This is a genomic window from Curtobacterium sp. GC_Cur_3 (genome assembly GCF_026544205.1).
Classification (GTDB): domain Bacteria; phylum Actinomycetota; class Actinomycetes; order Actinomycetales; family Microbacteriaceae; genus Curtobacterium.
In genome coordinates this window covers 67,702-92,071 of the sequence record NZ_JALNUI010000012.1, presented here as the reverse complement: position 1 = coordinate 92,071, position 24,370 = coordinate 67,702, and the positions used below count along the sequence as shown (strand labels likewise).

The following is a 24,370-nucleotide window of genomic DNA, read 5'->3' as shown; positions in this document are numbered from 1 at the left end:
GCAGCGAGTCGAATCGCGCGTCGAGGGTCAGAAATCGTGACCCCCTACGCGCGAAACGACCGCCTACGCGCGAATGGACCCGCTACGCGCGATTCGACCTGCGAAGCGCGGGACAGCCTGCGGTCAGAGTGAGTCGCTGAGCTCCGCGACCAGGTGCCGGACGACTGCGCGCAGGTCGCCACCGTGCTCCTGCGCCACCTTGAGCTGCCGCTGGTACGACGCGCCGCGCTCGATCATCGTGTCGAGGTGGTGCAGCTCCTGCTGGCAGCCGAGGCGCTCCGCCACCGGGTCGAGCCGCGTCACCAGGTCGTGGACCTCGTCGGTGACCAGGCGCTCGTCGCCGGCGACGTTCGTGATGATCTCGGCGTCCATCCCGTAGCGGGCGGCACGCCACTTGTTCTCCCGGACGAACCAGGGCTGCATGGTCGGCAGGGTCTCGCCGGCGTCGAGCCGGTCCGAGGACGCGGTGACCAGGCACTGCACGAGCGCGGTGACGGCGCCCACCTCCTGCAGGGTCGAGATGCCGTCGGAGACCCGGTTCTCCAGCGTGCCCCAGCCCGGCGAGGGGCGGATGTCCCAGCGGAGGTCCTTGACGCCCTCGATCACACCGGTGTGGGTGAGGTCACCGACGACCTCCTCGAAGTTCGCCCACGCGCCGAGCTGCGGCGGGAGCCCGCCCGTCGGGAGCTGCTGGAACATCAGGGCACGGTTCGACGCGTACCCGGTGTCGGTGCCGGCCCAGAACGGGCTCGACGCGGTGAAGGCCTGCAGGTGCGGCACGTACGCGAGCATCGCGTTCATGATCGGGACGGCCTTGTCGCGGTCGTCGATCCCGACGTGCACGTGGACGCCCCAGATGAGCATCTGGCGCCCCCACCAGCGCGTGCGGTCGATGAGCTCCGTGTAGTGCTCGCTGTCCGGTGTGATCTCCTGCTGGTCCCACACCGCGAACGGATGCGTGCCGGAGCACATGACCTGGGCGCCGAGCGGATCGGCGGCGTCGATGACCTCGCCGATGGTGGCGGACAGCTCCGACGTGGCCCCGCGGACGGTCTCGTGCACGCCGGTGACGACCTCGACCGTGTTGGTCAGCAGCTCCTCGGTGACCCGGTCGTGGTCGCCGAGGCGCTCGTGCACGGCGGCGATGACGGCGGGGGCGCGGGGAGTCAGGTCGCCGGTGTCGCGATCGACCAGCGGGAGCTCCCACTCGACGCCGATGGTCGACGGGCGGGACTCGGTGAAGCGGATGTCCATGCTGTACATCCTGCCGGGGAGGTTGTCGGACACGCACAAGGAACCGTTGTCCTGATCGTGCTGATCGGTTTCCCAGGTGCTTCACACCAGGACTACCGTAGAAGCGCCGAACAGGGAAGAGGTACGCATGCAGCTGGTCGTCCGCGGTTCGTCCGCACCGCTCGTCGGAGAACTCGACATCCCGGTCTCGAAGTACCACGCGCACCGCGCCCTGGTGCTCGCCTCGCTGGCGAAGGGGACGAGCATCGTCTCCGGGATCAGTGCCACGCGACAGGTCGAGTGGACCGTCGGCACGCTCCGTGCCCTCGGCGTCGACGTCAAGCGCCGCGGCAACGAGTACCACGTCACCGGGCTCGGCGGCCGGTACGAGGCCACCGACGTCGTCGACCACGGCTCCCGCGGCGCCGACGGCCTGCTGAACATGGGGTCCTCCGGCACGACGCTCTACTTCATGACCGGCCTGGCGTCCCTCGCCGACAAGCCGATGACGCTCTCCGGGATGAAGTACTTCCAGCGCCGTCCGATCAAGGCCCTGCTCACCTCGCTGACGCAGATGGGGATCCAGCTCGAGGCCACGCACGACTGCCCGCCCGTCACCGTGCAGCCGGGGCGTCCCCGCGGCGGCGACGTCTCGATCGCCGGCACCCTGTCGCAGTGGGTGTCCGGGCTGCTGCTCGTCGCGCCCTTCGCCGAGCAGGAGACCCGCATCCACATCACCGGGGGGCGGCTCAACGAGCAGCCCTACGTCGAGCTGACGGTCCGGATGATGCGGCAGTTCGGCCTGCGGGTCGAGGTCTCCGACGACTGGCTCGAGTACCGGATCCCGGCGAACCAGCAGGCCACCCCGCACGACTACGTGATCCCGCCGGACATCGGCTCGGCCGCGTTCGGCATCGCCGCAGCCGGCATCCGCGAGTCGAACGTGCTCCTGCGCGGGATGACCGCGTTCACCACGGCGGAGACCGACCACCCGGAGAGCGAGTTCCTCGACCTCGCCACGGCGATGGGCGTCCCGATGCGCATCGACGAGGAGACCGGCTTCGTGCGGATCGAGCACGACGGCTCCCCGCTGCGGCCCCTCGACATCGACTGCCAGCCGATCCCGGACCTGCTGCCCGTCCTGTCGACCATGGCGACCTTCGCCGAGGGCACGACCCGGCTCTGGAACGTGGCGCACATCCGCCTGAAGGAGTCCGACCGCGTCGCCGCGATGCTGCAGCTGAACCGGATGGGCGGCCGCGCCGAGCAGGGCGCCGACGAGCTGCGCGTCACCGGTGTCGGCGCCGGGGCGCTGCAGGGCGCGTCGATGTCCTCGTTCAACGACCACCGCGTGCTGATGTCCCTGGCCGTCGCCGCGACCCGGGCCGAGGGCGTCTCCGCGCTCACGTACCCCAGGGCCTACCGGATCTCCTACCCGACCTTCCTCGAGGCGATGAACTCCGTCGGCCTGGACATGCAGGTCGGCGACGCCGAGGCCGCGATGGCCGCAGCCGACGTCCGCGCCGACCGGGCCGAGGTCGACGACCAGCGCACGGACCTCGGCGAGGACACCGCCGCCGTCACCCGTGCCGAGGACCTGCCGGCGCTCGCCGGGGTCGACGCCGACCCGCTCGTCCTCAGCGAGAAGGTGCGCTCGCTCGCCGAGACCGACCCCGACGGCCTCGCGGTCATCGAGGTCGGCGGTCCGGAGCCGGTGAACACGACCTGGCGCGAACTGCAGGACGAGGCCGACCAGGTGTCCGCCCTGCTCCTCGAGCTCGGGGTGCGGCGCGGCGAGTCCGTCGCCATGCAGCTGCCGAACTGGCGCGAGTTCGTCTCGATCACCCTCGGGGCGATCCAGATCGGTGCCGTCGCGACGCCGATCATGCCGGTGTTCGGTCCGCGCGAGACCACCATGACGCTCGCCCGGTCCCGTGCCCGCGTGGTCTTCCTGCCGAACGTCTTCCGCAAGCGCCGCCCGGCCCTGGAACTCCTCGACGTCATCGACGAGGCCGCCGCCCAGAAGCGCCGGCTCGCCGTCGAGCACGTGATCGTCCTGCGGTCCGAGGCCCGTGGTCCGGGGGAGACCCCGACGAACCAGCCGCCGCTGCCGGCCGACGCCTCCGCGCGGGTCGCCGCGAGCGAGTGGAACTGGCGCTACTGGGACACCGCGCTCGGCTCCGTGCAGGTCGACGTCGAGCAGATCCGCTCGCACGCCCCGACCCCGGACGACGTCTGCCAGCTGCTCTTCACCTCCGGCACCACCGGTGAGCCGAAGGGCGTCCAGCACCCGCACCGCACGCTCGGCCTGGCCACCGCGATGCACGTGGCCCAGTCCGGGCTGACGAGCGAGGACCGGATCTACATCCCGTCGCCGCTCGCGCACCAGACCGGGTTCCTCTACGGCATGCTGCTGGCCTTCCGACTCGGGGCGCCGCAGGTGCTCCAGCCGGTGTGGGACGGCCGCGCGGCGCTCGAGCAGGCCTTCGGCGCGGCGGGGGCGACGTTCGTGCAGTGCGCGACGCCGTTCCTCACCGACCTGGTCGACCTGGTCGAGGCCGGCGCACCGGCCCCGGAGAGCCTGCGCATCTTCGTGCCGACCGGCGCAGCGGTGCCCCGCGCTCTCGCCCAGCGGGCCGCCACGGTGCTCGGCACCGCGATCCTCGGCGCGTTCGGCACCAGCGAGACGTGCCTCGGCGCGCTCTCCAGCCCGAGTGACGACCCCGCCGCCGCCTACGGCCACGACGGCCGAGCGCTCCCCGGCATCAGCATCCGCATCGTCGACGACGAGGGCACCGAGCTCCCGGCGGACACCGAGGGCAACTTCGAGCTGTCCTCGCCGACGATGTTCGACGGCTACCTCGACCGCCCCGACCTGACGGACGACGTCTTCACCCCCGACGGCTGGTACCGCACCGGGGACCTGGCGAAGGTCGACGCCAACGGGTTCCTCTCGATCACCGGTCGTGTCAAGGACGTCATCAACCGCGGCGGTGAGAAGATCCCCGTCGTGGAGATCGAGAACCTGCTCTACCAGCACCCGCTCGTGACGGACGTCGCGATCGTGGCGATGCCCGACGAGCGGCTCGGCGAGCGGGCCTGCGCCTACGTCGTGTCGGCCCGCGCGGACGAACCGCTCGACTTCGACGGCATGCAGCAGTACCTGGAGCACGCCGGCGTCAGCAAGTACTACTGGCCCGAGCGGCTCGAGTACATCGACGAACTGCCGCGCAACGCGGTCGGCAAGGTCCAGAAGAACGTCCTGCGCGAGCAGGTCGCCGCGCTCGTGAGCACGAAGGAGAACTGAGACGATGACGATGGTCATGGAACCCGCGACCGAGCAGGACCTCCAGGAGCTCAAGGCCGAGGTCACCGAGTGGGTCCGCACCCGCGGCGAGGACTGGGCGAACGAGATCGAGCGCACCGGCCAGGTCGCCCCCGAGCTGTTCCAGGAGCTCAAGGACCGCGGCTGGCTGAGCCTCGCGGCTCCCGTCGAGCTCGGCGGCCGGGACATCCCGTTCTCCCGCTACCTCGAGGTGATGGAGATCATCTCGCGCTCCCACGCGTCGATCCGGATGCTCGTGCACGTCATCAACGGCACCTGGCGAGCCATGGCCCCGTACGCCTCCCCGGAGCAGATCGAGCAGGTCGTCAAGCCCTCGGTCGCCGGTGAGAAGCTCGTCGCCTTCACCCTGACGGAGGCCACGGCCGGGACCGGCGCGGACATCCGCACGACGGTCCGTCGCGAGGGCGACACGTACGTGATGAACGGCGAGAAGCACCTCATCACGTTCGGCGTGAAGTGCGACTACTGGCTCATCGCCGCCCGGCTCGAGGGCACGACAGGCCAGGACGGCACCGTCGCGTTCCTGATGCCGAACACCGGGCTGCCCGGCGCCGAGGTGATCGACGACTCCGACACCATGGGCATCCGCGGCACCGACCACGCGATCCTCCGCTTCACCGACACCCCCATCCCGGCCAGTGCCCGCCTCGGCGAGGAGGGCCAGGGGCTCGAGGTCGCGCTCGGCGGCTTCCTGCTCCCGAGCCGCATCTCGGTCGCGATGAGCGCCGTCGGTCTGGCCGAGCGGGCCAACGAGCTCGCGGTCGAGTACGCGAACGAGCGCGAGACCTTCGGCAAGAAGCTCGCCACGCGCCAGGCGATCCAGTTCTACCTCGCCGAGAACTACGCCGACATCGCCGCCGCCCGGGCCCTCGTGCTCGAGGCCGCGCGTGCGTACGAGGAGGGCCGCCCCGACGCCGGCACGCTCTCCAGCGCCTCGAAGATGATCGCGGTCGACATGCTCGCCCGCGTGACCGACAAGGCGCTGCAGGTGCACGGTGGGCAGGGCTACTGGAAGCGCAACGCGATCGAGCGGGTCTACCGCGACGCCCGCGCGCAGCGCTTCGAAGAGGGCACCAACGAGATCCAGAAGCTCATCGTCGGCCGTGCCGTCGTGACCGGCCAGGCCGGGTTCTGAGACACCACCGAACATCAGACGGGAGGCTCGTGGCGGGGTCCGCCACGAGCCTCCCGTCCGCCCCCCGCACACGCAAGAAGAGGACTGACGTGACCGACCCCAGCACCGCACCCATCGCCCTGATCACCGGCGCGTCGCGCGGCATCGGCCGCCTGCTCGCGCAGAAGCTCGGTGCGCGCGGCGTGACCGTGGTCATCAACTACAAGAAGAACGCCGACCTGGCCGAGGAGTCGCTCGCCGACGTCCGCGCCGCCGGTGGCGACGGCATCACGGTGCAGGCGGACATCGAGGACCCGGCGTCGCTCGACGCCATGTTCGACCTGGTGCGGGACACCTACGGCCGCCTCGACATGTTCGTCGCGAACGCCGCTGCCAGCGCCTTCAAGCCCGTCGCGGACCTGAAGCTGCACCACCTCGACCGCAGCTACGCCACGAACGCCCGCTCCTTCGTGCTCGGTGCCCAGCGTGCCGCGGAGCTGATGGACCGCGGCGGCCGCATCGTCGTCGTCACCTCGTACGGGTCGCTGCGCGCGTTCCCGACGTACGCGGCCCTCGGTGCCGCGAAGGCCATGACCGAGTCGTACATGCAGTACATGGCGGTGGAGTTCGGCCCGCGCCAGATCACCGTGAACGCGGTGAACGGCGGGCTCATCGACACCGACTCCCTCGACTACTTCTACAACGCGGTGCCCGGCATGGCGCCGATGGAGTCCGTGCTGTCGAAGGTGCCGCTGCAGCGACCGGGCACCGCGGACGACATGGCCGACGCGGTGGACTTCCTGCTCTCCGACAAGGCGTCGTACATCACGGGGCAGATCCTGTCCGTCGACGGCGGCATCACCGTCGTCGCGCCGCCGTTCTGGTCGGACACGACCTCGCCGCTGCGGGACGCCGTCCTGCCCGGAGACGACGCCGACGGTCCGAAGGGCCCGTCCGTCATGGGCGACGTCGGGGAGTAGTCGTGACCCTCGCCGCTCCCGACACCGCCGTCGCCACGGTCGCGTCCGCGTGGACGCTCGGCCCCCTGCACCTGTCGAACCGGGTGGTCATGGGGTCGATGCACACCGGGCTCGAGGTCCACGACGACGGCGGTGTCGGCATGGCGGCGTTCTACCGTGAACGCGCCGCCGGGGGAGCAGCCTGCATCATCACCGGCGGCATCGCGGTCAGCGACGAGGCCCGCGGCGGCCCCGACTTCGCCGTGTTCGGCGTGGACGGTGCCGACGAGCGGTTCCGGGTGGCGGTCGACGCCGTGCACGAGGAGGGCGGCACGATCCTCGCGCAGCTCTTCCACGCGGGGCGGTACGCGCTCGTGGGCGGCATGGTCGACCGGCACGGTGCCCCCCAGCGGGCCGTCGCACCGTCCGGTCTGCCCTGGGCGGCTGCGCGGGGCGTGGTGCCGACCGAGCTCACCGCAGAGGAGGTCGAGGGGACGATCGAGGACTTCGCGGCCGCGGCGCGCTCCGCCCGCGACATCGGCTTCGACGGCGTCGAGATCATGGCGTCCGAGGGCTACCTCATCAACCAGTTCCACTCGCCGCTGACCAACCTCCGCGACGACGCCTGGGGCGGGTCGCCCGAGCGCCGTCGGCGGTTCCCGGTGGCCGTCGTCCGGGCCGTGCGAGCCGCCGTGCCCGACCTGGCCGTCACGATCCGGTTGTCCGGTGCCGACCTGATGCCCGGGTCCTCGACCCCGGAGGACGTGGACGCCCTGGTGCACGACCTGCTGCCGCTCGGCCTCGACGGCATCTCGGTCGGCATCGGCTGGCACGAGTCCCGCACCCCCACCGTCCAGGCCGCGGTGCCGCACGGGGCGTGGCTGTCCTACGCGCGGCGCATCGCCCGGGTGGTCCGCGCGTCGTCGTACCCGGACGTGCGGGTCATCGCCTCGAACCGGATGACGGACCTCCGTGACGGTGAGGCGGTGCTCGCCGACGGGCTCATCGACGCCGTGGCCCTGGCGCGCCCGTTCCTCGCCGACCCCGAGATCGTGTCCCGCTCGCTCGCGGGCCGGTTCGCCCTGGTGAACACGTGCATCGGCTGCAACCAGGCCTGCCTCGACCGCTCCATCGTCGGCCAGCCGGTCTCCTGCCTGGTCAACCCCCGCGCCGCACGGGAGGTCGCCTTCCCGCTCCGCCCGACGACCGAGCCCAAGCGCGTCGACGTCGTCGGCGGGGGACCGGCCGGCATGGCTGCCGCCGTCGATGCCGCACGTCGTGGCCACCGGGTGACGCTCTGGGAGGCCGCCGACCATCTCGGCGGCCAGTTCGGGCTCGCCGCCGTCATCCCGGGGAAAGAGGACTACGCCGGACCCGTCCGGGCCGCTCGCGCCGAGCTCGACGAGCGCGGTGCGACCGTGCACCTCGGCCGCCGGGCCACCGCCGCGGACCTCCTCGAGAGCGACGCCGTCGTGCTCGCCCCCGGGGTCCTGCCGCGCGTGGTGGACGTCCCGGGCGCCGACCTGCCGCACGTCGTGTCGTACGAGCGGGCGCTGACCGAGGGCGTCCCCGCGGGCACGGTCGCCGTCATCGGTGGGGGCGGCATCGGCGTCGACACCGCGGCCTTCCTGACCGAGTCGCCGGACGAGTCCGTGCGCGCGGGGGAGTTCGCCGCCCGCTGGGACCTCTCGGTGGCCCGGGACGTCGTCGGGGACCTGCCACAGCGGGAGCCGGCTGCGAAGCGGACGATCCGCCCCGGGGACCAGGTCACCGTGCTCCGACGCACCGGCAAGTTCGGCCAGGGCGTCGGCCTGACGTCCCGGTGGGTCGCACTCGGTCGTCTCCGCGACGCGGGCGTGCGGATGGTCGGCGGCGTGCAGGAGTACCTGCGCATCGAGCCGGGCACGCTGTGGATCCGCGACGAGGACGGCGAGGAACGGGCCGTCCCGGCGGACCACGTCGTCATCTGTGCCGGCCAGGAGAGCGCGATCGGCGCGGACGGTGACGACCCCACCGGACTGGTGTCGGGCCTCCAGGACGCCGGCGTGCCGTTCGCCCTCGTCGGCGGCGCACGCGACGCCCGCAGCGTCGACGCCGTCCGCGCGACGACCGAGGCGCTGGAGGCCGTGCGGTCCCTCGCGCCGTGACGGCGCGTCCTGGCTCGCTTCTCGCTCGGAAACCTGCAAGAATGAACGGTCGAAACGTGTCCGCTCGACCCTCTATCCAGCGGATCACCTATCTCTCGAGCTTCCACCGTGTGTGCCCCCACGCCCGCGGTTCCGGTTCAACCACAACAACACGCAACAGGAGCATTTGTGGCTGTCAAGATCCGTCTCAAGCGTCTCGGTAAGATCCGGGCGCCGTACTACCGTGTCGTCGTCGCCGACTCGCGCACCAAGCGCGACGGTCGCGTCATCGAGGAGATCGGTCAGTACCACCCGACCGAGGAGCCCTCGGTCATCAAGATCGAGTCGGAGCGCGCGCTCTACTGGCTCGGCGTCGGCGCACAGCCGACCGAGCAGGTCGCCGCACTCCTCAAGCTCACCGGTGACTGGGCCAAGTTCAAGGGCGAGGCCGACACCACCTCCAAGGTGAAGGTCGCCGAGCCGAAGCAGCCCTTCACGGTCGACTCGACCAAGAAGGCCGTCCTCAAGCCGAAGGCGGAGAAGAAGGCCCCGGCCGCTCCCGCCGAGTCGGCCGACGACGCAGAGACAACCGAGGCGTAACGACCTTGCTCGAATCTGCGCTGACGCACCTCGTCAAGGGGATCGTCGATCACCCTGACGACGTGCGCGTCGCCAGCTCCACCTCCGCGCGGGGCGAGGTCCTCGAGGTGCACGTGCACCCCGAGGACCTCGGCCGCGTGATCGGACGCGCCGGTCGGACCGCCAAGGCGCTCCGCACCCTCGTCACGGCTCTGGCCGATGGCAAGCGGGTGCGGGTCGACGTGGTCGACTCCGATTCCTGACGAGGCGACCCAGGTCCGGGTGGGTCGCATCACCAAGGCGCACGGGCTCAAGGGCGGTCTCAAGCTCGAGCTCTACACCGACGACCCGGATCGTCGGTTCACGCACGGAGCGGTCTTCACGCTCCAGGTCCCCGAGGACTCTCCCTGGTCGGGCAAGACGCTCGCCATCGACGAACTCCGCTGGTACAACGGCCACCCGGTCGCCTTTTTCGAGGGCATCACGGACCGTTCCGGCGCCGAGACCCTCGCACGGGCCATCCTCTGGGTCGACCAGGACCCCGACGAGGAGACCGGTGAGGACGACGCCTGGTACGACCACCAGCTGGTCGGCCTCCGTGTCCTCCGTGACGGCGTCCAGGTCGGCACGGTCGCCCGCGTCGACCACATGCCGGCGCAGGACCTGCTCGCGGTCGACACCGCTGACCGCGGCGAGGTCCTCGTGCCCTTCGTCTCCGCGATCGTCCCGGCGGTCGACATCGCCGCAGGCACCGTCACGGTGACCCCGCCGACCGGCCTCTTCGAGGACCCGGTCGCCGAGATGGCGACGCCCGAGCCGCCGCCCGCCGTCGCGTCGAGCCCCACGCCCGACGACGAGTCGTAGCGCCGTGCGCATCGACATCGTCACGATCTTCCCGGAGTTCTTCGGCGTCCTCGACGTCTCCCTGCTCGGGAAGGCGCGGCAGGGCGGGCTCCTCGACCTGCACGTGCACGACCTCCGCAGCTGGACCACCGACCGGCACCGCACCGTCGACGACACCCCGTACGGCGGCGGTGCCGGCATGGTGATGAAGCCCGAGCCGTGGGCCCAGGCGCTCGAGGCGGTCCTGCGGTCGGATGGGTCCTCGACGCTCGTCGTCCCGACCCCGGCCGGCACGCCGTTCCGGCAGTCGATCGCCCGGTCGCTCGCGGACCACGACCACCTCGTCTTCGCCTGCGGGCGGTACGAGGGCATCGACGCCCGCGTGTTCGAGTGGGCGGCGTCGCGCTGCTCGGTCGTCGAGCTGTCCCTCGGTGACTACGTGCTGAACGGCGGCGAGGTCGCGGCCATGGCCATGATCGAGGCCGTCGGACGCCTGGTGCCCGGCGTGGTCGGCAACCCCGAGTCGCTCGTCGAGGAGTCCCACGAGGACGGCCTGCTCGAGTACCCCTCGTACACGAAGCCCGCTGCCTGGCGCGAGCACGACGTGCCCGAGGTCCTGCTCTCCGGCCACCACGGGCGCATCGCCGCGTGGCGGCACGAGCAGCAGGTGGAGCGGACGCGGCGCGTCCGACCGGACCTGCTCCCCGAGGCGTAGCGCGCCGGCCCTTCTTCTCTCCTCCGCGGGCAGGTCGGATCGCGCGGAGGAGGTTGAATCGCGCGTGGCGGGTCGGATCTTCCGACCCCCGACGCGCGCTCTCGCTTGCCATCGCACGTGGTGTGGGTGGGACCGTGCGCCGGACTGGAGGCTCGGTGCCAGGCCGCCTCGAGCCTCCCGTCCGTCAGGCGCGCCCGTCTGCGCGCAGGGTGAGGACCTCGGGGCCGGTCTCGGTGACCGCGACGGTGTGCTCGACGTGTGCCGCGCGGGAGCCGTCGACGCTCCTGAGCGTCCAGCCGTCCGCGTCCTGCACGAGCTCGTCCGTGCCCTGCATCAGCCAGGGCTCGATCGCGACGACCAGGCCGGGGCGGAGCTTCAGGCCACGACCGGGCCGGCCGTCGTTCGGGACGTGCGGCTCCCCGTGCATGGTGCGCCCGACCCCGTGACCGCCGAACTGCAGGTTGACGTCGTAGCCGGCGCGGCGCTCGACGGCACCGATCGCGGACGAGACGTCACCGAGCCGGTTGCCCGGTCGCGCTTGAGCGATCCCCGCGGCGAGGGCACGCTCGACCGTGTCGATGAGGCGCTGGTCCTCCTCGCGGGGCGTGCCGACCTGCACGGTCACGGCGGAGTCGGCGACCCAGCCGTCGACGTTCGCGGCGAAGTCGAGGCTGACGAGGTCACCGTCGACGAGCACACGGTGGTGGGGGAGTCCGTGGAGTGCGGCGTCGTTCACGCTCGTGCACAGGTTCCGGCCGAACGGCGAGTTGCCGAACGACGGGTGGTAGTCGACGTAGCAGCTGACGGCGCCGCGGTCGGCGATCATCTGGGCGGCGACCCGGTCGAGGTCGAGGAGGTCCACGCCCACGTCGACCGTGCGGAGCAGCTCGTCGAGGACGTCGGCGACGAACCGACCGGCCACGCGGAGTCCGTCGAGTTCGGTCGGGGTGCGGAGTTCGATCATGGGACCATCCTCCCCGGTTCGCCCGTTGTGCGGCGTACGGGAGCTGTGGCAGTATGGACAGCTGTGCCCTGGCTGGACTCTGCCACGGGGGAGTCGCCGACACCGGGCACACCACTTCGTTCCCACCACCGATCCGCGGCGACCCGTGCGCGTCCGCAGAGAGTGAACTGACTCATGAGCCAACTCCTCGACAACGTCGACGCAGCATCGCTGCGCACCGACGTCCCGGACTTCCGTGCGGGGGACACCGTCAAGGTCCACGTCAACATCATCGAAGGCACGCGCTCGCGTGTCCAGGTGTTCCAGGGCGTCGTCATCGGCCGCCAGGGCCACGGCATCGGCGAGACCTTCAAGGTCCGCAAGGTCAGCTTCCAGGTCGGCGTCGAGCGCTGGTTCCCGGTGCACTCGCCGATCATCGACCACATCGAGATCGTGACCCGCGGTGACGTCCGTCGCGCCAAGCTGTACTACCTGCGCGAACTGCGCGGCAAGGCGGCTCGTCGCAAGATCAAGGAGAAGCGCGACAACTGATCGCCTTCACAGTGAGCGTCGCGAGCCGACGCCACTGACGGCCCCTCGTCCATGTACGGTTGTGCATCGGACGGGGGGCTCTCCCGTTCCCCGGTGCTGTTCCCAGAGCGGTGCCGGACGCTGGTTCCTGACGACGAGGGTGGCATGACCGACACGACCGAGAACGACGGGCGTCGGCCTCGTGCCAGCAAGCAGCGGAACGGTGTGCTCACCTTCCTCCGTGACCTGCTCATCATCTTCGTCGCGGCACTCCTGGTCTCGTTCCTGGTCAAGACCTTCCTGATCCGCTCGTTCTACATCCCGTCCGCGTCGATGCAGAACACGCTGCAGATCGACGACCGGGTCATCGTGAACGAGCTCGTCCCCAAGACCGTGTCGCTCAAGCACGGCGACATCGTCGTCTTCAAGGACCCGGGCGGGTGGCTGACCGGCGCCGAGGTGCCGAGCGTCACGCCCACGTCGCAGCCCGCGCGCTCCATCGACTGGCTGCTGACCCAGGTCGGCCTCGGCACCGGCGACAGCGACGACCACCTCATCAAGCGCGTGATCGGTCTGCCGGGCGACAAGGTCGCCTGCTGCAACGACCTCGGGCAGATGACGGTCAACGGGGTGCCGCTCAAGGAGCCGTACCTGAAGCTCCCCGCCGGTGAGACCCGCGCCTCCGGCACCGACTTCTCGGTGACCGTGCCCAAGGGGACCATCTGGGTGATGGGCGACAACCGCTACGACTCCAAGGACTCCCGCTACAACGGCGACACCCCGTCCAAGGGCTTCGTGCCGCTGTCGGACGTGACCGGCCGGGCCTTCGTGATCTCCTGGCCGACCAGCCGGTGGACGTGGCTCGACGACTACCCGAACGTCTTCGCCGGCGTGGAGGAGAAGCGGCAGTGACCCCGGTCCGTCCGTCCCTGCGCGTGGAGAAGTCGCTCTTCGCCGCCGGGCGCGTGACGGTCATCGGCGTCGACGAGGTCGGTCGTGGCGCCATCGCCGGTCCGGTCGCAGTCGGTGCCGCAGCGGTCACGATCGACGTGCGCCGGGTGCCGCAGGGGCTGGCGGACTCCAAGCTGCTCTCGGCTGCCCGTCGCGCCGAACTCGTGCCGGTGGTGACGCGGTGGGCCCGTACCGCCGTCGGGATGGCGTCGGCCGACTACGTCGACGAGCAGGGGATCGTCCCGGCGCTCGGACTGGCCGGGGCGCGGGCGCTCTCCGCGCTGGCTGACTCCGGCGTGTCCTTCGAGGGCGCCGTGGTCGTGCTGGACGGGTCCTTCGACTGGTTGACCCGTGCGCTGCCGCCCACGCTGGTGGCGACCTCGCCGCTCGAGGTCACCGTGCGCGTCAAGGCCGACCGGGACTGCGCCTCGGTGGCTGCGGCGTCCGTGGTGGCGAAGGTCGAGCGGGACACGCTCATGGTGGCCGCCCACGAGGACGCGCCGCACTACGCCTGGGCGTCGAACAAGGGCTACGGCTCGACGGCGCACTACGACGCCATCCGCGCGGTCGGACCGCACGCGCTGCACCGGAAGAGCTGGTTGCACGCGGCGTCGAGCGTGGCGCTCGACGGCTTCGACGAGCTGGCGGCACCGGTCGCGTGATCCGTCGACGGGCATGGTTCGCTGTGCGCGTCGTCGCGGTGGCGTCTGCGCCGTAGACTGTGGGCGCAATGGATGATGACGAATTCGACGACTACGACCGCGAGGTCGAGCTCGCTCTCTACCGTGAGTACCGCGACGTCGTGTCGCAGTTCCGCTACGTGGTCGAGACCGAGCGCCGGTTCTACCTCGCCAACGAGGTGGAGCTCGCGCGCCGGGACACCGAGCACGACTTCTACTTCGAACTGACGATGACCGACGTGTGGGTCTGGGACGTCTACCGTTCCGATCGATTCGTGAAGTCCGTCCGCGTGCTGACGTTCAAGGACGTCAATGTCGAGGAACTCACCACGCGTGAACTCGAACTGCCGAAGGAACTCGCGCTCGACGAGTAGACGCATTCCAACGTGGTCATCGTGAACCGCCGAGGGAATTGTGCGCAATTCCGGTCCGCCGGATACTGTGGAGGGGATTTCCACCCCCACGCAAGGAGCACGCAATGGCACAGAAGGTCACCGTCCAGCTCGTCGACGATCTCGATGACTCGCCCATCACCGCAGGCGATGGCCGCACCGTCGAATTCGCATTCGACGGCTCCACGTACGAGATCGACCTGTCCAACGACAATGTCGACAAGTTCCGCGACGCGATCTCTGACTACATCGCCGCCGCTCGCAAGGTGAGCGGCCGTCGCACCACCGGCGGAACCGCTGCTCCCAAGGCGGCGCCGAAGCGCGGCAACTCCGAGGAACTCGCAAAGGTCCGGGAATGGGCCAAGGAGAACGGGTACGAGGTCTCCAGCCGCGGCCGCATCTCCACGCAGGTGCAGGAAGCGTACGCCGCAGCGCACTGATCCTCACGTTTCTTCGAGAACCCGGTCGACCGAATGGTCGGCCGGGTTTCTTCGTTCCTCCACAGGTGCGCAATCGTTGTCGTTCTCCACAGATGACCGCGCATCGGAGATCTGCGATCGGAGTTTCCCGACCATCACCGTATGGGAACAGTCACTTTGGGAGCCCGCGGCGAAGCGATCGCCGCCGATTGGCTCGAACGACACGGGTACGAGATCGTCGACCGGAACTGGCGATGTGCGCGGGGGGAGCTCGACATCGTCGCCCGATGCGCCGAGGACCTGGTCTTCGTCGAGGTCAAGACCCGGGCGGGGGCCTCGACCGGACACCCGCTCGAAGCCGTCACGCCGCAGAAGCTCACGCGCCTCCGACGGCTCGTGCCGGCGTGGTTCGCCGCGCACCCGGGCCACTCGGCGCGGGCGATCCGCATCGACGCGATCGCGGTGCACGTGCTGGGTGACCGATCGGTGGTCGAGCACGTGGAGGCCGTCGCGTGACGGACATCGGGCGGGCGTCGGCCGTCGCGCTCCTCGGGGTCATCGGGCGGCTGGTCGAGGTGGAGGCCCACCTCACCAGCCAGTTGCCCGCGTTCAGCATCATCGGTCTGCCGGACACGTCCCTCGGCGAAGCGCGCGAACGGGTGCGGTCGGCTGCGGCCAACGCGGGGTGCCCGCTGCCCGCCCGCCGGATCACGGTGAACCTGACGCCCGCGGCGATCCCCAAGCGCGGGTCGGGCTTCGACCTCGCGATCGCGATGGCGGTGCTCGCCGCTGCCGGCAGTGCGCCTCGGGCCTCCGCACGGGTCGCGTACGTCGGTGAGCTCGGGCTCGACGGGCGGGTCCGTCCGGTGCCGGGGGTGATCCCGATGACGGTCGCAGCCCGTGACGCCGGCATCGAGCGGGTCGTCGTCCCCGTCGGCAACCTGGAGGAGGCACGGGTGGTGCCCGGCGTCACGGTGCACGGCGTCGACTCGCTCCGCGGTGCCGCCATCGACGCGGGCGCCCTCCTGCCACCGGTCGACGTGCAGGCGGTGCTCACGGACCTGCCGCCCGAACGGCCGCAGCGCGCCGTCGACCTCGCCGAGGTCGTGGGCAACGAGGTCGGGGTCCACGCGATGATCGTCGCCGCGGCCGGTGGGCACCACGCGCTGCTGCTCGGACCGCCGGGTGCCGGCAAGACGATGCTCGCCGAACGGCTCCCGGGGCTGCTGCCGGACCTCGACTCCGAGGCGGCGCTCGAGGTCGCTGCGGTCCGGTCGGTCGCCGGACTCGGGGCCCGGTCGTGGACACCGCGGCCGCCGTGGGAGGCCCCGCACCATTCGGCGTCGGCGGTCGCGCTCATCGGCGGTGGTTCCGGGACGATCCGGCCGGGTGCCGTGTCCCGCGCCACCCGCGGTGTGCTGTTCCTCGACGAGGCGCCGGAGTTCCCCCGCGCCGTGCTCGACGCGCTGCGGCAGCCGCTCGAGTCCGGACGGATCACGGTGCACCGCGCCGCCGGTGCCGCCGAGTTCCCGGCACGGTGCCAGGTCGTCCTCGCCGCGAACCCCTGTCCGTGCGGGAACGCCGGTGCCCTGCCCGGGTCCGGTGCGCCGCCCTGCGACTGCGCGCCGATGACGATGCGGCGGTACATGGGACGGTTGTCCGGGCCGCTGCTCGACCGCATCGACATCCGCGTGCAGGTCCAACGGGTGACCACGGGTGCGATCCGACGAGCGGCGGGGACCACGCCGACGACCGCTGAGGCCCGGTCGCTCGTCACCGCGGCGCGGGCCCGCATGCGCTCGCGACTCGAGGGCACGGGATGGACCACGAACACCGAGGTCGCGGGGAGCTGGCTCCGTGGAGCCGGGCGCGCGGAAGCCGGGTCGACGAAGGACCTCGACCGGGCACTCGACCTCGGCACGCTCACCATGCGCGGGTGGGACCGGGTGATGCGGCTCGCGTGGACGTTGGCCGACCTCGGCGGGATCGACCTCCCCGGCGAGCCGCAGGTCCGCGCCGCGATCGGCCTCCGGAGCGCGCTGTGAACGGGCTCGGCGGCGATGCTGGGCAGCCGGTGGACCTCGGGGAGGTGCACGAGGGGCCGGTCGACACCGAGGACGCCCTCGCCCGGGTCGCGTGGAGCTCGCTCGTGGAGCCGGGGGACTCCACCGCGGGGGTCCTCGTCGAGGCACTCGGGGCTGCCCGTGCGCTCGGCCTCGTGCTCGAGGCCGTGCAGCGCGACGTGGCCGTGCTCGTCCGTGCGTGCCTCGACGCAGGCGTCGTCGGCCCCGGGGAGGTCACGGCGTTCGAGACCGCGCTCGTGGCGGCACTCGCTCGATGGCGCCCGAGGGCCCACACGACCGACGTCGCGGCGGTGGTGGCGGCTGCCCGGCGGGTCGGTGGCGCGCTGTTGGTGCCCGGGGACGCGGACTGGCCCGAGCGTCTGAGCGACCTCGGTGCGCACGCCCCGCTCGTGCTCTGGGGGCGCGGTCGGCTCCGTGGTCCGGCGGCGGCGTTGCGACGCCCGTGCCTGTCGGTCGTCGGCAGCCGCGCGAACACGCTCGCCGGAGCCGAGGCCACGGCGGAGATCACCTCGGCGGCCGCCGATGCCGGTTGCTCGGTCATCAGTGGTGGGGCGTACGGCATCGACGCCGTGGCACACCGGGTCGCGATCGCCGCTGGCACGCCGACCGTCGCGGTGCTCGCAGGTGGAATCGATCAGCTCTACCCCGCCGGACACGTCGAGCTCCTCCGGACCGTCGGCCACCAGGGGCTGCTGCTCGCCGAGTCACCACCGGGGACACGTCCCACGCGGTGGCGGTTCCTCGCCCGCAACCGCCTGATCGCGGCGCTCGGGCACGCGACCGTCGTGGTGGAGGCCGGCGCTCGGTCCGGGGCGCTGAACACCGCGCACCACGCGGCGCAGCTCGGGCGACCGGTTCTGGCCGTGCCGGGCGCGTTCTCGTCCCCGGCGTCCTTCGGGTGCCACCGGCTCGTCGCACAGGGCCGGGCGCAGCTCGCGGTCCAGCCGGACGACCCGGTGCGCGCGGCACTCGAGGCCGCCGGGGGACCATCGGCGCAACTCGAGGACGCGGTGCCGCTGCGCTCGGCATCGGAGGACCCGGAGGTGGTCAGGGCCGTGGACGCCCTCGGACGCCGTCCTGCGCCCGTGACGGAGGTCGCTCGGCGGTCCGGCCTCTCTGTCTCGGCGGCCACGGACGCGCTGGCACTGGCCGAACTGCAGGGACTCGTCGTTCGGCGACCGGACGGATGGGCAGTGCGCTGATGCCACCGTGCCTAGGGTTGGGGCATGGACGGTCGTGGCGGGTCACTCGGTGGCGCTGTCACGGCGTTCCTCGGCGATGCGCTGCACGTCCGGGGGCTGAGCGAACAGACGGTGCGGGCGTACCGCGGCGACCTCGAGGACCTCCTGCGGTTCACCACGGCCCGCGGGCTCGGCGACGTGCAGGACCTGTCGCTCGAGGTCCTGCGGGACTGGCTCTGGGAGTCGAACGAGCGTGGTCTCGCCCGGTCGAGCATCGCGCGGCGGTCGTCGTCCGTCCGGGCCTTCACCCGCTGGGGGAGCGAGAACGGCGTCCTGCCGAACGACCCCGGTGTCCGGCTTCGAGCTCCGAAGGGTGCCTCGCACCTGCCGAGGGTGGTCTCTGCCGACCAGGTCCGGGAGCTGCTCGACGGACTCGCCGGCCGCGCGAGCGGTGACGACCCGGTGGCGTTGCGGGACCTCGCCCTCGTCGAGCTCCTGTACGCCGCGGCGATCCGCGTCAGCGAGCTCGTCGGCATCGACGTCACCGCCGTGGATCGTGGGCGCCTGACCGTGCGGGTGCTCGGGAAGGGCGGCAAGGAACGGGTCGTGCCGTTCGGCGTGCCGGCGCAGGACGCGATCGAGGCCTGGCTCGCGCGCGGCCGTCCGGTGCTCGCCGCCCGTGCAGCGGGGACGACGTCGCCGGCGCTGTTCCTCGGCGACCGGGGTGGGCGTCTCGGAGTCCGGAGCGCCTACCGCGTGGTCGCGCGGCTGCTGCAGGACCTGCCGGGCGAGGGCCCGAGCGGCCCACACACCTTCCGGCACACCGCGGCGACGCACCTGCTGGACGGGGGAGCGGACCTCCGCGCGGTGCAGGAGCTCCTCGGGCACGCGAGCCTCGGCACGACGCAGATCTACACGCACGTGTCCTCGGCGCGGCTCCGCGAGGTCTACCGCACGGCGCACCCCCGCGCCTGACCCCGACGGTCCTGCCGTGTGCGGACCCGCTGCAGGGTCACCCTGGCCACGCGGACTCGGGGAGCAACACCGGCCACGCGGCCGCGGGCAGGTAGGGCGTCGGGTCGACGTAGCGGCCGTCGAGCCTCGCGCCGAGGTGGAGGCACGGCTCGGCGGCAGAGCAGTGCCCGACGGCCACGAGTCCCACGGGGTCGCCCTGCCCGACGACGTCACCTCGCGCGACCGAGGGCTGCACGGAGTCCAGCGTGCTCACGAGTCCGCCGCCGTGGTCGATCGTCACGACGGGCCTGCCGCCGACGGGCCCGGCGAACGTCACGACACCGTCCTCGACCGCGACCGCGGTGGTCCCGAGCGGCGCAGCGACGTCGATGCCACGATGCCCGGCCGCGTAGTCATCGGCGGGAGGCTCCCACGGCCGTTCGACCACGCGGGACCCGGTCGGCCACACCCACCGGGGAGCGGTGGCAGGAGCCGTCGCCGGATCAGGGGCAGGAGCAGGGTCGGGTGTCGGCGCGACCACGAGCCCGAGCAGGGCGAGCACCAGGGTGAGACGGATCATCGGGCCAATGTGGCGGTCGGGACGCGATCGGTGGCGGGCGAGGGTGGATCTGTGGAGGGTGGGGCGAGCCTCCCGGCTGTGGTGCAGCGGAGGACGCGCTCGCCGAGCCGCTGCGCGACACCATCGACGTCGTACGACAGCGACCTCGTCGTTCCGGGTCGAGAACCCCCGACCCGCACCCACACGAACCTGGTTATGACCACCAGCCGCTCGGGGAGTATCGTCGAGGCCGCTCCGGACCACGCAACGCCGCCCGGCCGGCGAACCAGTCGACCGCCGGGGCACCGTGCACCATCCCGCACGGCGGCAGAACCCAGGAGCATCGTGTCGAACACAGCAACCGGGCACGGAGAAGACCGTGCGTTCAAGGGGAAGGTGACCCTCTTCGCCATCGCGGCGGCTGTGGGTGGCTTCCTCTTCGGATTCGACTCGTCCGTAATCAACGGCGCCGTCGAGGCCATCAAGGGCGAGTTCGACCTGTCCGAGGGCGCCAGCGGCTTCGCGGTCGCCTCGGCGCTCATCGGGTGTGCGTTCGGCGCCTACTTCGCCGGCCGTCTCGCTGACCGCTGGGGCCGCACCCGGGTGATGTTCTGGGCAGCCGTGCTGTTCTTCGTCTCCTCGATCGGGTCGGGCTTCGCGTTCGCCACGTGGGACTTCGTCCTGTGGCGCCTCATCGGCGGTCTCGGCATCGGCACCGCGTCGGTCATCGCCCCCGCCTACATCTCCGAGGTCTCCCCGAAGGCGATCCGTGGGCGGCTGGCCTCGTTCCAGCAGCTCGCGATCACGCTCGGCATCTTCGCCGCCCTGCTCTCCGACCAGTTCTTCGCGGTCACGGCGGGCAGCGCCTCGGCCGAGGTCGCCGGGCTCCCCGCGTGGCGCTGGATGTTCCTGGTCGGCGTGATCCCGTCGGTCGTCTACGGCATCCTGGCGATCACGCTGCCGGAGTCGCCGCGCTACCTGCTCACGAAGGGCCGCAAGGACGACGCCCGCGAGGTCATGACGAAGATCGTCCCGCGCGACACGGTGAACACGAGCCTGGAGGAGATCCAGGACGGCATCGAGAAGGAGGCCAACGAGAAGAAGGGCTCCATCCGCGGCAACCGCTTCGGCCTGCAGCCCATCGTCTGGGTCGGCATCATCCTGGCCGTGCTGCAGCAGTTCGTCGGCATCAACGTGATCTTCTACTACTCGACCACCCTCTGGCAGGCCGTCGGGTTCAAGGAGAGCCAGTCGTTCCTCATCTCCACGATCACCTCGGTGGTCAACGTCGCGGTGACGTTCATCGCGATCTTCCTGGTGGACAAGGTCGGTCGCAAGCCGCTCCTGGTCGCCGGTTCCGCGGGCATGTTCGTCTCGCTCGCCATGGTCGCGATCGCGTTCTCGCAGGCCGACATCGTCAACGGCGAGCCGAGCCTGCCGGGCGCGTGGGGCATCATCGCGCTGATCTTCGCGAACCTCTTCGTCGTGTCGTTCGGCGCCACCTGGGGTCCGCTCATGTGGGTGCTCCTCGGCGAGATGTTCCCGAACCGCATCCGTGCGACCGCGCTCGGCATCGGGTCGGCCGCCAACTGGGTCGCGAACTTCATCGTCACGATCTCGTTCCCGGTCCTGTCGGGCTTCAACCTCACCGTCACGTACGGCATCTACGCGCTGTTCGCCCTCATCTCGTTCTTCTTCGTCATCGCGAAGATCCCCGAGACCAAGGGCCGCTCGCTCGAGGAGATGGGCATCTCCGCCGAGGGGGAGACGACGGCCGCCAAGGCCTAGTCACCAGAGCCTGGAGGCACGGTGCGGGCCCGACCCGCACCGTGCCTCCTTTCTGTTAGCATTTCCCCAGCAGCGCGCCGTGGCGCGCTGACTTCGCGTGTCCACGCAACACACCCGGTCATCGGTCCCGCTCTCACGAGCGGGCGGTCGCGTGTCAGGGCACCAGGGACCTCGGCCTCCGGCCGTGGTCGACACAACCGCACCAGGTGCACGGTCATGCCGTGCGCCGAGAACACAGAAGGAGGACGGCACATGGCCGTCGTCACCATCCGCCAGCTGCTCGACAGCGGCGTCCACTTCGGACACCAGACCCGTCGGTGGAACCCGAAGGTGAAGCGATTCATCCTCGCCGAGCGCTCGGGCATCCACATCATCGACCTCCAGCAGTCGCTGGCGTTCATCGACCGCGCGTACGACTTCGTCAAGGAGACGGTCTCGCACGGTGGCACGATCCTCTTCGTCGGCACCAAGAAGCAGGCGCAGGGTTCCATCGCCGAGCAGGCGACCCGCGTCGGCCAGCCGTACGTCAACCAGCGTTGGCTCGGCGGTCTGCTCACGAACTTCCAGACGGTGTCCAAGCGCCTCGCGCGCATGAAGGAGCTCGAGGAGCTCGACTTCGACGACACCACGAAGGGCTTCACGAAGAAGGAGCTCCTCATCAAGAAGCGCGAGCTGGACAAGCTCCACAAGACCCTCGGCGGCATCCGCAACCTCACGCGGACCCCGAGCGCGCTCTGGATCGTCGACACCAAGAAGGAGCACCTCGCCGTCGACGAGGCGCAGAAGCTCGGGATCCCGGTCATCGGCATCCTCGACACCAACTGCGACCCCGACGAGATCACGTACCCGATCCCGGGCAACGACGACGCGATCCGCTCCGTCGGCCTGCTGACCCGCATCATCGCGGACGCCGCAGCCGAGGGCCTCAAGACCCGCCACAACGGTGGCGACGACGACGAGGCCACCGAGCCGCTCGCCGAGTGGGAGCAGGAGCTCCTCGGTGGCGACAGCGCGACGCCGGCCGCCGACGCCGCCCCCGAGGGCAGCACGGTCGAGGAGAACAACGCGGACGCGCAGGTCGCGGACAAGGAGATCGGCGAGCCGATCCCCGACGCAGCGAAGAACGCCGAGCCCACCGCCGAGGCCGCGGCCGCAGCGGAGACCACCCCCGCCGAGTGAGTGTCCGAGGGCGCCGGGCCACACGGCCCGGCGCCCTCGACTCCGCTCGATCCCCACACACGCACAGTCCAGAAAGGACGCCAGCCAATGGCAAACTTCACCGCACAGGACGTGAAGAAGCTCCGCGAGGACCTCGGGGCCGGCATGATGGACGCGAAGAACGCGCTCGTCGAGGCCGACGGCGACTACGACAAGGCCGTCGAGCTGCTCCGCATCAAGGGTGCCAAGGCCGTCGCCAAGCGCGATGACCGTGCCACCTCCGAGGGCGTCGTCGTCGCGACCGCCGACAACGGTGCCGCCACCGTCGTCGAGCTGGCCAGCGAGACCGACTTCGTCGCGAAGAACGAGAAGTTCACCACCCTCGCTGACAAGGTCCTCGCCGCGGTCGCCGCTGCGGGCGCCACCGACGTCGCGTCGGCCAACCAGGCCCCGCTCGACGGCAAGACCGTCCTCGACGTCGTCAACGAGAACGCCGCAGCGCTCGGCGAGAAGCTCGAGGTCCGCACGGTCCGCCGTGTCGAGGGCTCCTCCTTCGAGATCTACCTGCACAAGACGAGCCAGGACCTGCCGCCGCAGATCGCCGTCGTCGTGGCCTACGAGGGCGACAACGCCGCCGAGGCCCGTTCGATCGCGCAGCACGTCGCGTTCGCGAACCCGACGTACCTGACGCGCGACGAGGTCCCGGCCGACGAGATCGCCAAGGAGCGCGCCACCGTCGAGGCGATCACGCGCGAGGAGGGCAAGCCCGAGGCCGCCCTCCCGAAGATCGTCGAGGGTCGGGTGAACGCCTACATCAAGCAGGTGTCGCTCCTCGACCAGGACTACGCGAAGGACAACAAGATCTCCGTCGCGAAGGCCGCCAGCAACGCCGGCATCACGATCCAGGGCTTCGCCCGCGTCAAGGTCGGCGCGTAACGAACCCGTGACGGGGCCAGGAACCACATCGGTTCCTGGCCCCGTTTCTGCGCGCTGCGGCGCGTGAGGCGGCCTGGAGGCTCCACCTGCCTCCGCCGGACCGGCTGCGGCCGGGTAGATTCCCACGAGACATTCGACGAAGGGTGCGACACATGACCGACGAGACGACCGGACGCCGACGGGTCCTGCTGAAGCTCTCCGGAGAGGCGTTCGGCGCCGGCTCCCTGGGGGTCAACCCCGACGTCATCGCCACCATCGCGAAGCAGATCGCCGATGCCGCGCGCGAGGTCGAGGTCGCGATCGTCGTCGGCGGGGGCAACTTCTTCCGCGGGGCAGAGCTCTCGCAGCGCGGCATGGACCGCGGGCGCGCCGACTACATGGGCATGCTCGGGACCGTCATGAACGCCCTGGCGCTGCAGGACTTCCTCGAGCAGGCCGGTGCCGCCACCCGCGTCCAGTCCGCGATCAGCATGACCCAGGTCGCCGAGCCGTACATCCCGCGGCGCGCCGAGCGGCACCTCGAGAAGGGCCGGGTCGTCATCTTCGGCGCCGGTGCCGGACTGCCCTACTTCTCCACCGACACCGTCGCGGCGCAGCGTGCGCTCGAGATCGGCGCGACGGAGGTCCTCGTCGCCAAGAACGGCGTCGATGGCGTGTACTCCGCCGACCCGAAGAAGGACCCGACCGCCGAGAAGCTGCACCACGTGACGTACCAGGACGCCCTGCTGCAGGGACTCAAGGTCGTCGACGCCACCGCGTTCTCGCTCTGCATGGACAACGGCATGCCGATGCACGTCTTCGGCATGGAGGGCGAGGGCAACGTCGCTGCCGCCATCCGGGGCGAGCGCATCGGCACCGTGGTCAGCAACTGACCCGAGC

At 71.0% G+C, this 24,370-nt stretch carries 24 protein-coding genes; 21 read left to right on the top strand and 3 right to left on the bottom strand.

What is annotated here, in order from left to right; all coding sequences use genetic code 11:
* Positions 1–123 precede the first annotated feature (123 nt).
* The gene (locus OXR63_RS08330) at positions 124–1,263 is read right to left on the bottom strand and encodes a glutamate--cysteine ligase (RefSeq protein WP_267421877.1); all 1,140 of its coding nucleotides are present in this window, start codon (positions 1,261–1,263) and stop codon (positions 124–126) included.
* 118 nt (positions 1,264–1,381) lie between these two features.
* Here OXR63_RS08330 and aroA point away from each other — a divergent pair, with 118 nt between their 5' ends.
* The 8 genes from aroA to trmD all read left to right on the top strand — a co-directional run bounded on the left by aroA (position 1,382) and on the right by trmD (position 10,915).
* Positions 1,382–4,540, top strand: coding sequence for a 3-phosphoshikimate 1-carboxyvinyltransferase (gene aroA, locus OXR63_RS08325; RefSeq protein ID WP_267421846.1), 3,159 nt, complete (start codon positions 1,382–1,384; stop codon positions 4,538–4,540).
* Between the two features lie 4 nt (positions 4,541–4,544).
* Positions 4,545–5,714, top strand: a complete 1,170-nt coding sequence (locus OXR63_RS08320; protein WP_267421841.1) for an acyl-CoA dehydrogenase family protein — start codon at positions 4,545–4,547, stop codon at positions 5,712–5,714.
* 89 nt (positions 5,715–5,803) lie between these two features.
* Positions 5,804–6,673: an SDR family oxidoreductase gene (locus OXR63_RS08315; RefSeq protein WP_267421839.1), complete on the top strand. Its 870-nt coding sequence runs from the start codon at positions 5,804–5,806 to the stop codon at positions 6,671–6,673.
* A 2-nt stretch (positions 6,674–6,675) separates the two neighbouring features.
* Positions 6,676–8,799: an oxidoreductase gene (locus tag OXR63_RS18120; RefSeq protein ID WP_308202147.1), complete on the top strand. Its 2,124-nt coding sequence runs from the start codon at positions 6,676–6,678 to the stop codon at positions 8,797–8,799.
* Between the two features lie 168 nt (positions 8,800–8,967).
* Entirely contained in the window at positions 8,968–9,378 is a 411-nt protein-coding gene (gene rpsP, locus OXR63_RS08300) for a 30S ribosomal protein S16 (protein ID WP_194625389.1), read from the top strand.
* 5 nt (positions 9,379–9,383) lie between these two features.
* On the top strand, positions 9,384–9,620 hold the full coding sequence (locus OXR63_RS08295; RefSeq protein ID WP_071271248.1) for an RNA-binding protein: 237 nt from the start codon (positions 9,384–9,386) through the stop codon (positions 9,618–9,620).
* 19 nt (positions 9,621–9,639) lie between these two features.
* Positions 9,640–10,221 (top strand): ribosome maturation factor RimM, encoded by a 582-nt coding sequence (rimM, locus tag OXR63_RS08290; protein WP_308202146.1) that lies wholly within the window; start codon positions 9,640–9,642, stop codon positions 10,219–10,221.
* Between the two features lie 4 nt (positions 10,222–10,225).
* Positions 10,226–10,915: a tRNA (guanosine(37)-N1)-methyltransferase TrmD gene (gene trmD, locus OXR63_RS08285; protein WP_267421829.1), complete on the top strand. Its 690-nt coding sequence runs from the start codon at positions 10,226–10,228 to the stop codon at positions 10,913–10,915.
* A 184-nt stretch (positions 10,916–11,099) separates the two neighbouring features.
* Here the strand turns inward: trmD and map are convergent, their stop codons facing one another.
* Positions 11,100–11,879: a type I methionyl aminopeptidase gene (gene map, locus OXR63_RS08280; RefSeq protein WP_267421827.1), complete on the bottom strand. Its 780-nt coding sequence runs from the start codon at positions 11,877–11,879 to the stop codon at positions 11,100–11,102.
* Positions 11,880–12,053: 174 nt separating this feature from the next.
* On the opposite strand from map, the gene rplS reads away from it, so the two are divergent.
* The 9 genes from rplS (at position 12,054) to OXR63_RS08235 (ending at position 19,071) form a co-directional block, all read left to right on the top strand.
* Positions 12,054–12,410 (top strand): 50S ribosomal protein L19, encoded by a 357-nt coding sequence (gene rplS, locus OXR63_RS08275; protein ID WP_071271237.1) that lies wholly within the window; start codon positions 12,054–12,056, stop codon positions 12,408–12,410.
* Positions 12,411–12,554: 144 nt separating this feature from the next.
* Positions 12,555–13,301: a signal peptidase I gene (lepB, locus tag OXR63_RS08270; RefSeq protein ID WP_194660254.1), complete on the top strand. Its 747-nt coding sequence runs from the start codon at positions 12,555–12,557 to the stop codon at positions 13,299–13,301.
* Entirely contained in the window at positions 13,298–14,002 is a 705-nt protein-coding gene (locus OXR63_RS08265; protein ID WP_267421816.1) for a ribonuclease HII, read from the top strand. Before lepB ends, OXR63_RS08265 begins: the two co-directional genes overlap by 4 nt.
* 68 nt (positions 14,003–14,070) lie before the next feature.
* Positions 14,071–14,394 (top strand): DUF2469 family protein, encoded by a 324-nt coding sequence (locus tag OXR63_RS08260; protein ID WP_194625395.1) that lies wholly within the window; start codon positions 14,071–14,073, stop codon positions 14,392–14,394.
* A 104-nt stretch (positions 14,395–14,498) separates the two neighbouring features.
* Positions 14,499–14,852: a histone-like nucleoid-structuring protein Lsr2 gene (locus OXR63_RS08255; protein WP_267421811.1), complete on the top strand. Its 354-nt coding sequence runs from the start codon at positions 14,499–14,501 to the stop codon at positions 14,850–14,852.
* 141 nt (positions 14,853–14,993) lie between these two features.
* Complete coding sequence (locus OXR63_RS08250; RefSeq protein ID WP_267421809.1) at positions 14,994–15,347, top strand: YraN family protein; 354 nt, start codon at positions 14,994–14,996, stop codon at positions 15,345–15,347.
* Positions 15,344–16,876: a YifB family Mg chelatase-like AAA ATPase gene (locus OXR63_RS08245; RefSeq protein WP_267421807.1), complete on the top strand. Its 1,533-nt coding sequence runs from the start codon at positions 15,344–15,346 to the stop codon at positions 16,874–16,876. Before OXR63_RS08250 ends, OXR63_RS08245 begins: the two co-directional genes overlap by 4 nt.
* Positions 16,873–18,117, top strand: coding sequence for a DNA-processing protein DprA (dprA, locus tag OXR63_RS18395; RefSeq protein ID WP_267421804.1), 1,245 nt, complete (start codon positions 16,873–16,875; stop codon positions 18,115–18,117). Before OXR63_RS08245 ends, dprA begins: the two co-directional genes overlap by 4 nt.
* Positions 18,118–18,141: 24 nt before the next feature.
* The gene (locus OXR63_RS08235) at positions 18,142–19,071 is read left to right on the top strand and encodes a tyrosine recombinase XerC (protein WP_267421802.1); all 930 of its coding nucleotides are present in this window, start codon (positions 18,142–18,144) and stop codon (positions 19,069–19,071) included.
* A 37-nt stretch (positions 19,072–19,108) separates the two neighbouring features.
* Here OXR63_RS08235 and OXR63_RS08230 read toward each other — a convergent pair whose 3' ends face one another.
* Complete coding sequence (locus tag OXR63_RS08230) at positions 19,109–19,630, bottom strand: murein hydrolase activator EnvC family protein (RefSeq protein ID WP_267421800.1); 522 nt, start codon at positions 19,628–19,630, stop codon at positions 19,109–19,111.
* A 324-nt stretch (positions 19,631–19,954) separates the two neighbouring features.
* Between OXR63_RS08230 and OXR63_RS08225 the strand changes: the two genes are divergently transcribed.
* From OXR63_RS08225 to pyrH, 4 genes are all read left to right on the top strand, one after another.
* Positions 19,955–21,397: a sugar porter family MFS transporter gene (locus OXR63_RS08225; RefSeq protein WP_267421798.1), complete on the top strand. Its 1,443-nt coding sequence runs from the start codon at positions 19,955–19,957 to the stop codon at positions 21,395–21,397.
* 252 nt (positions 21,398–21,649) lie between these two features.
* Positions 21,650–22,576 (top strand): 30S ribosomal protein S2, encoded by a 927-nt coding sequence (gene rpsB, locus OXR63_RS08220; protein WP_071271210.1) that lies wholly within the window; start codon positions 21,650–21,652, stop codon positions 22,574–22,576.
* 87 nt (positions 22,577–22,663) lie between these two features.
* Positions 22,664–23,491 (top strand): translation elongation factor Ts, encoded by an 828-nt coding sequence (gene tsf, locus OXR63_RS08215; RefSeq protein WP_194660291.1) that lies wholly within the window; start codon positions 22,664–22,666, stop codon positions 23,489–23,491.
* A gap of 152 nt (positions 23,492–23,643) precedes the next feature.
* Complete coding sequence (gene pyrH / locus OXR63_RS08210) at positions 23,644–24,363, top strand: UMP kinase (protein WP_194660292.1); 720 nt, start codon at positions 23,644–23,646, stop codon at positions 24,361–24,363.
* Positions 24,364–24,370 lie beyond the last annotated feature (7 nt).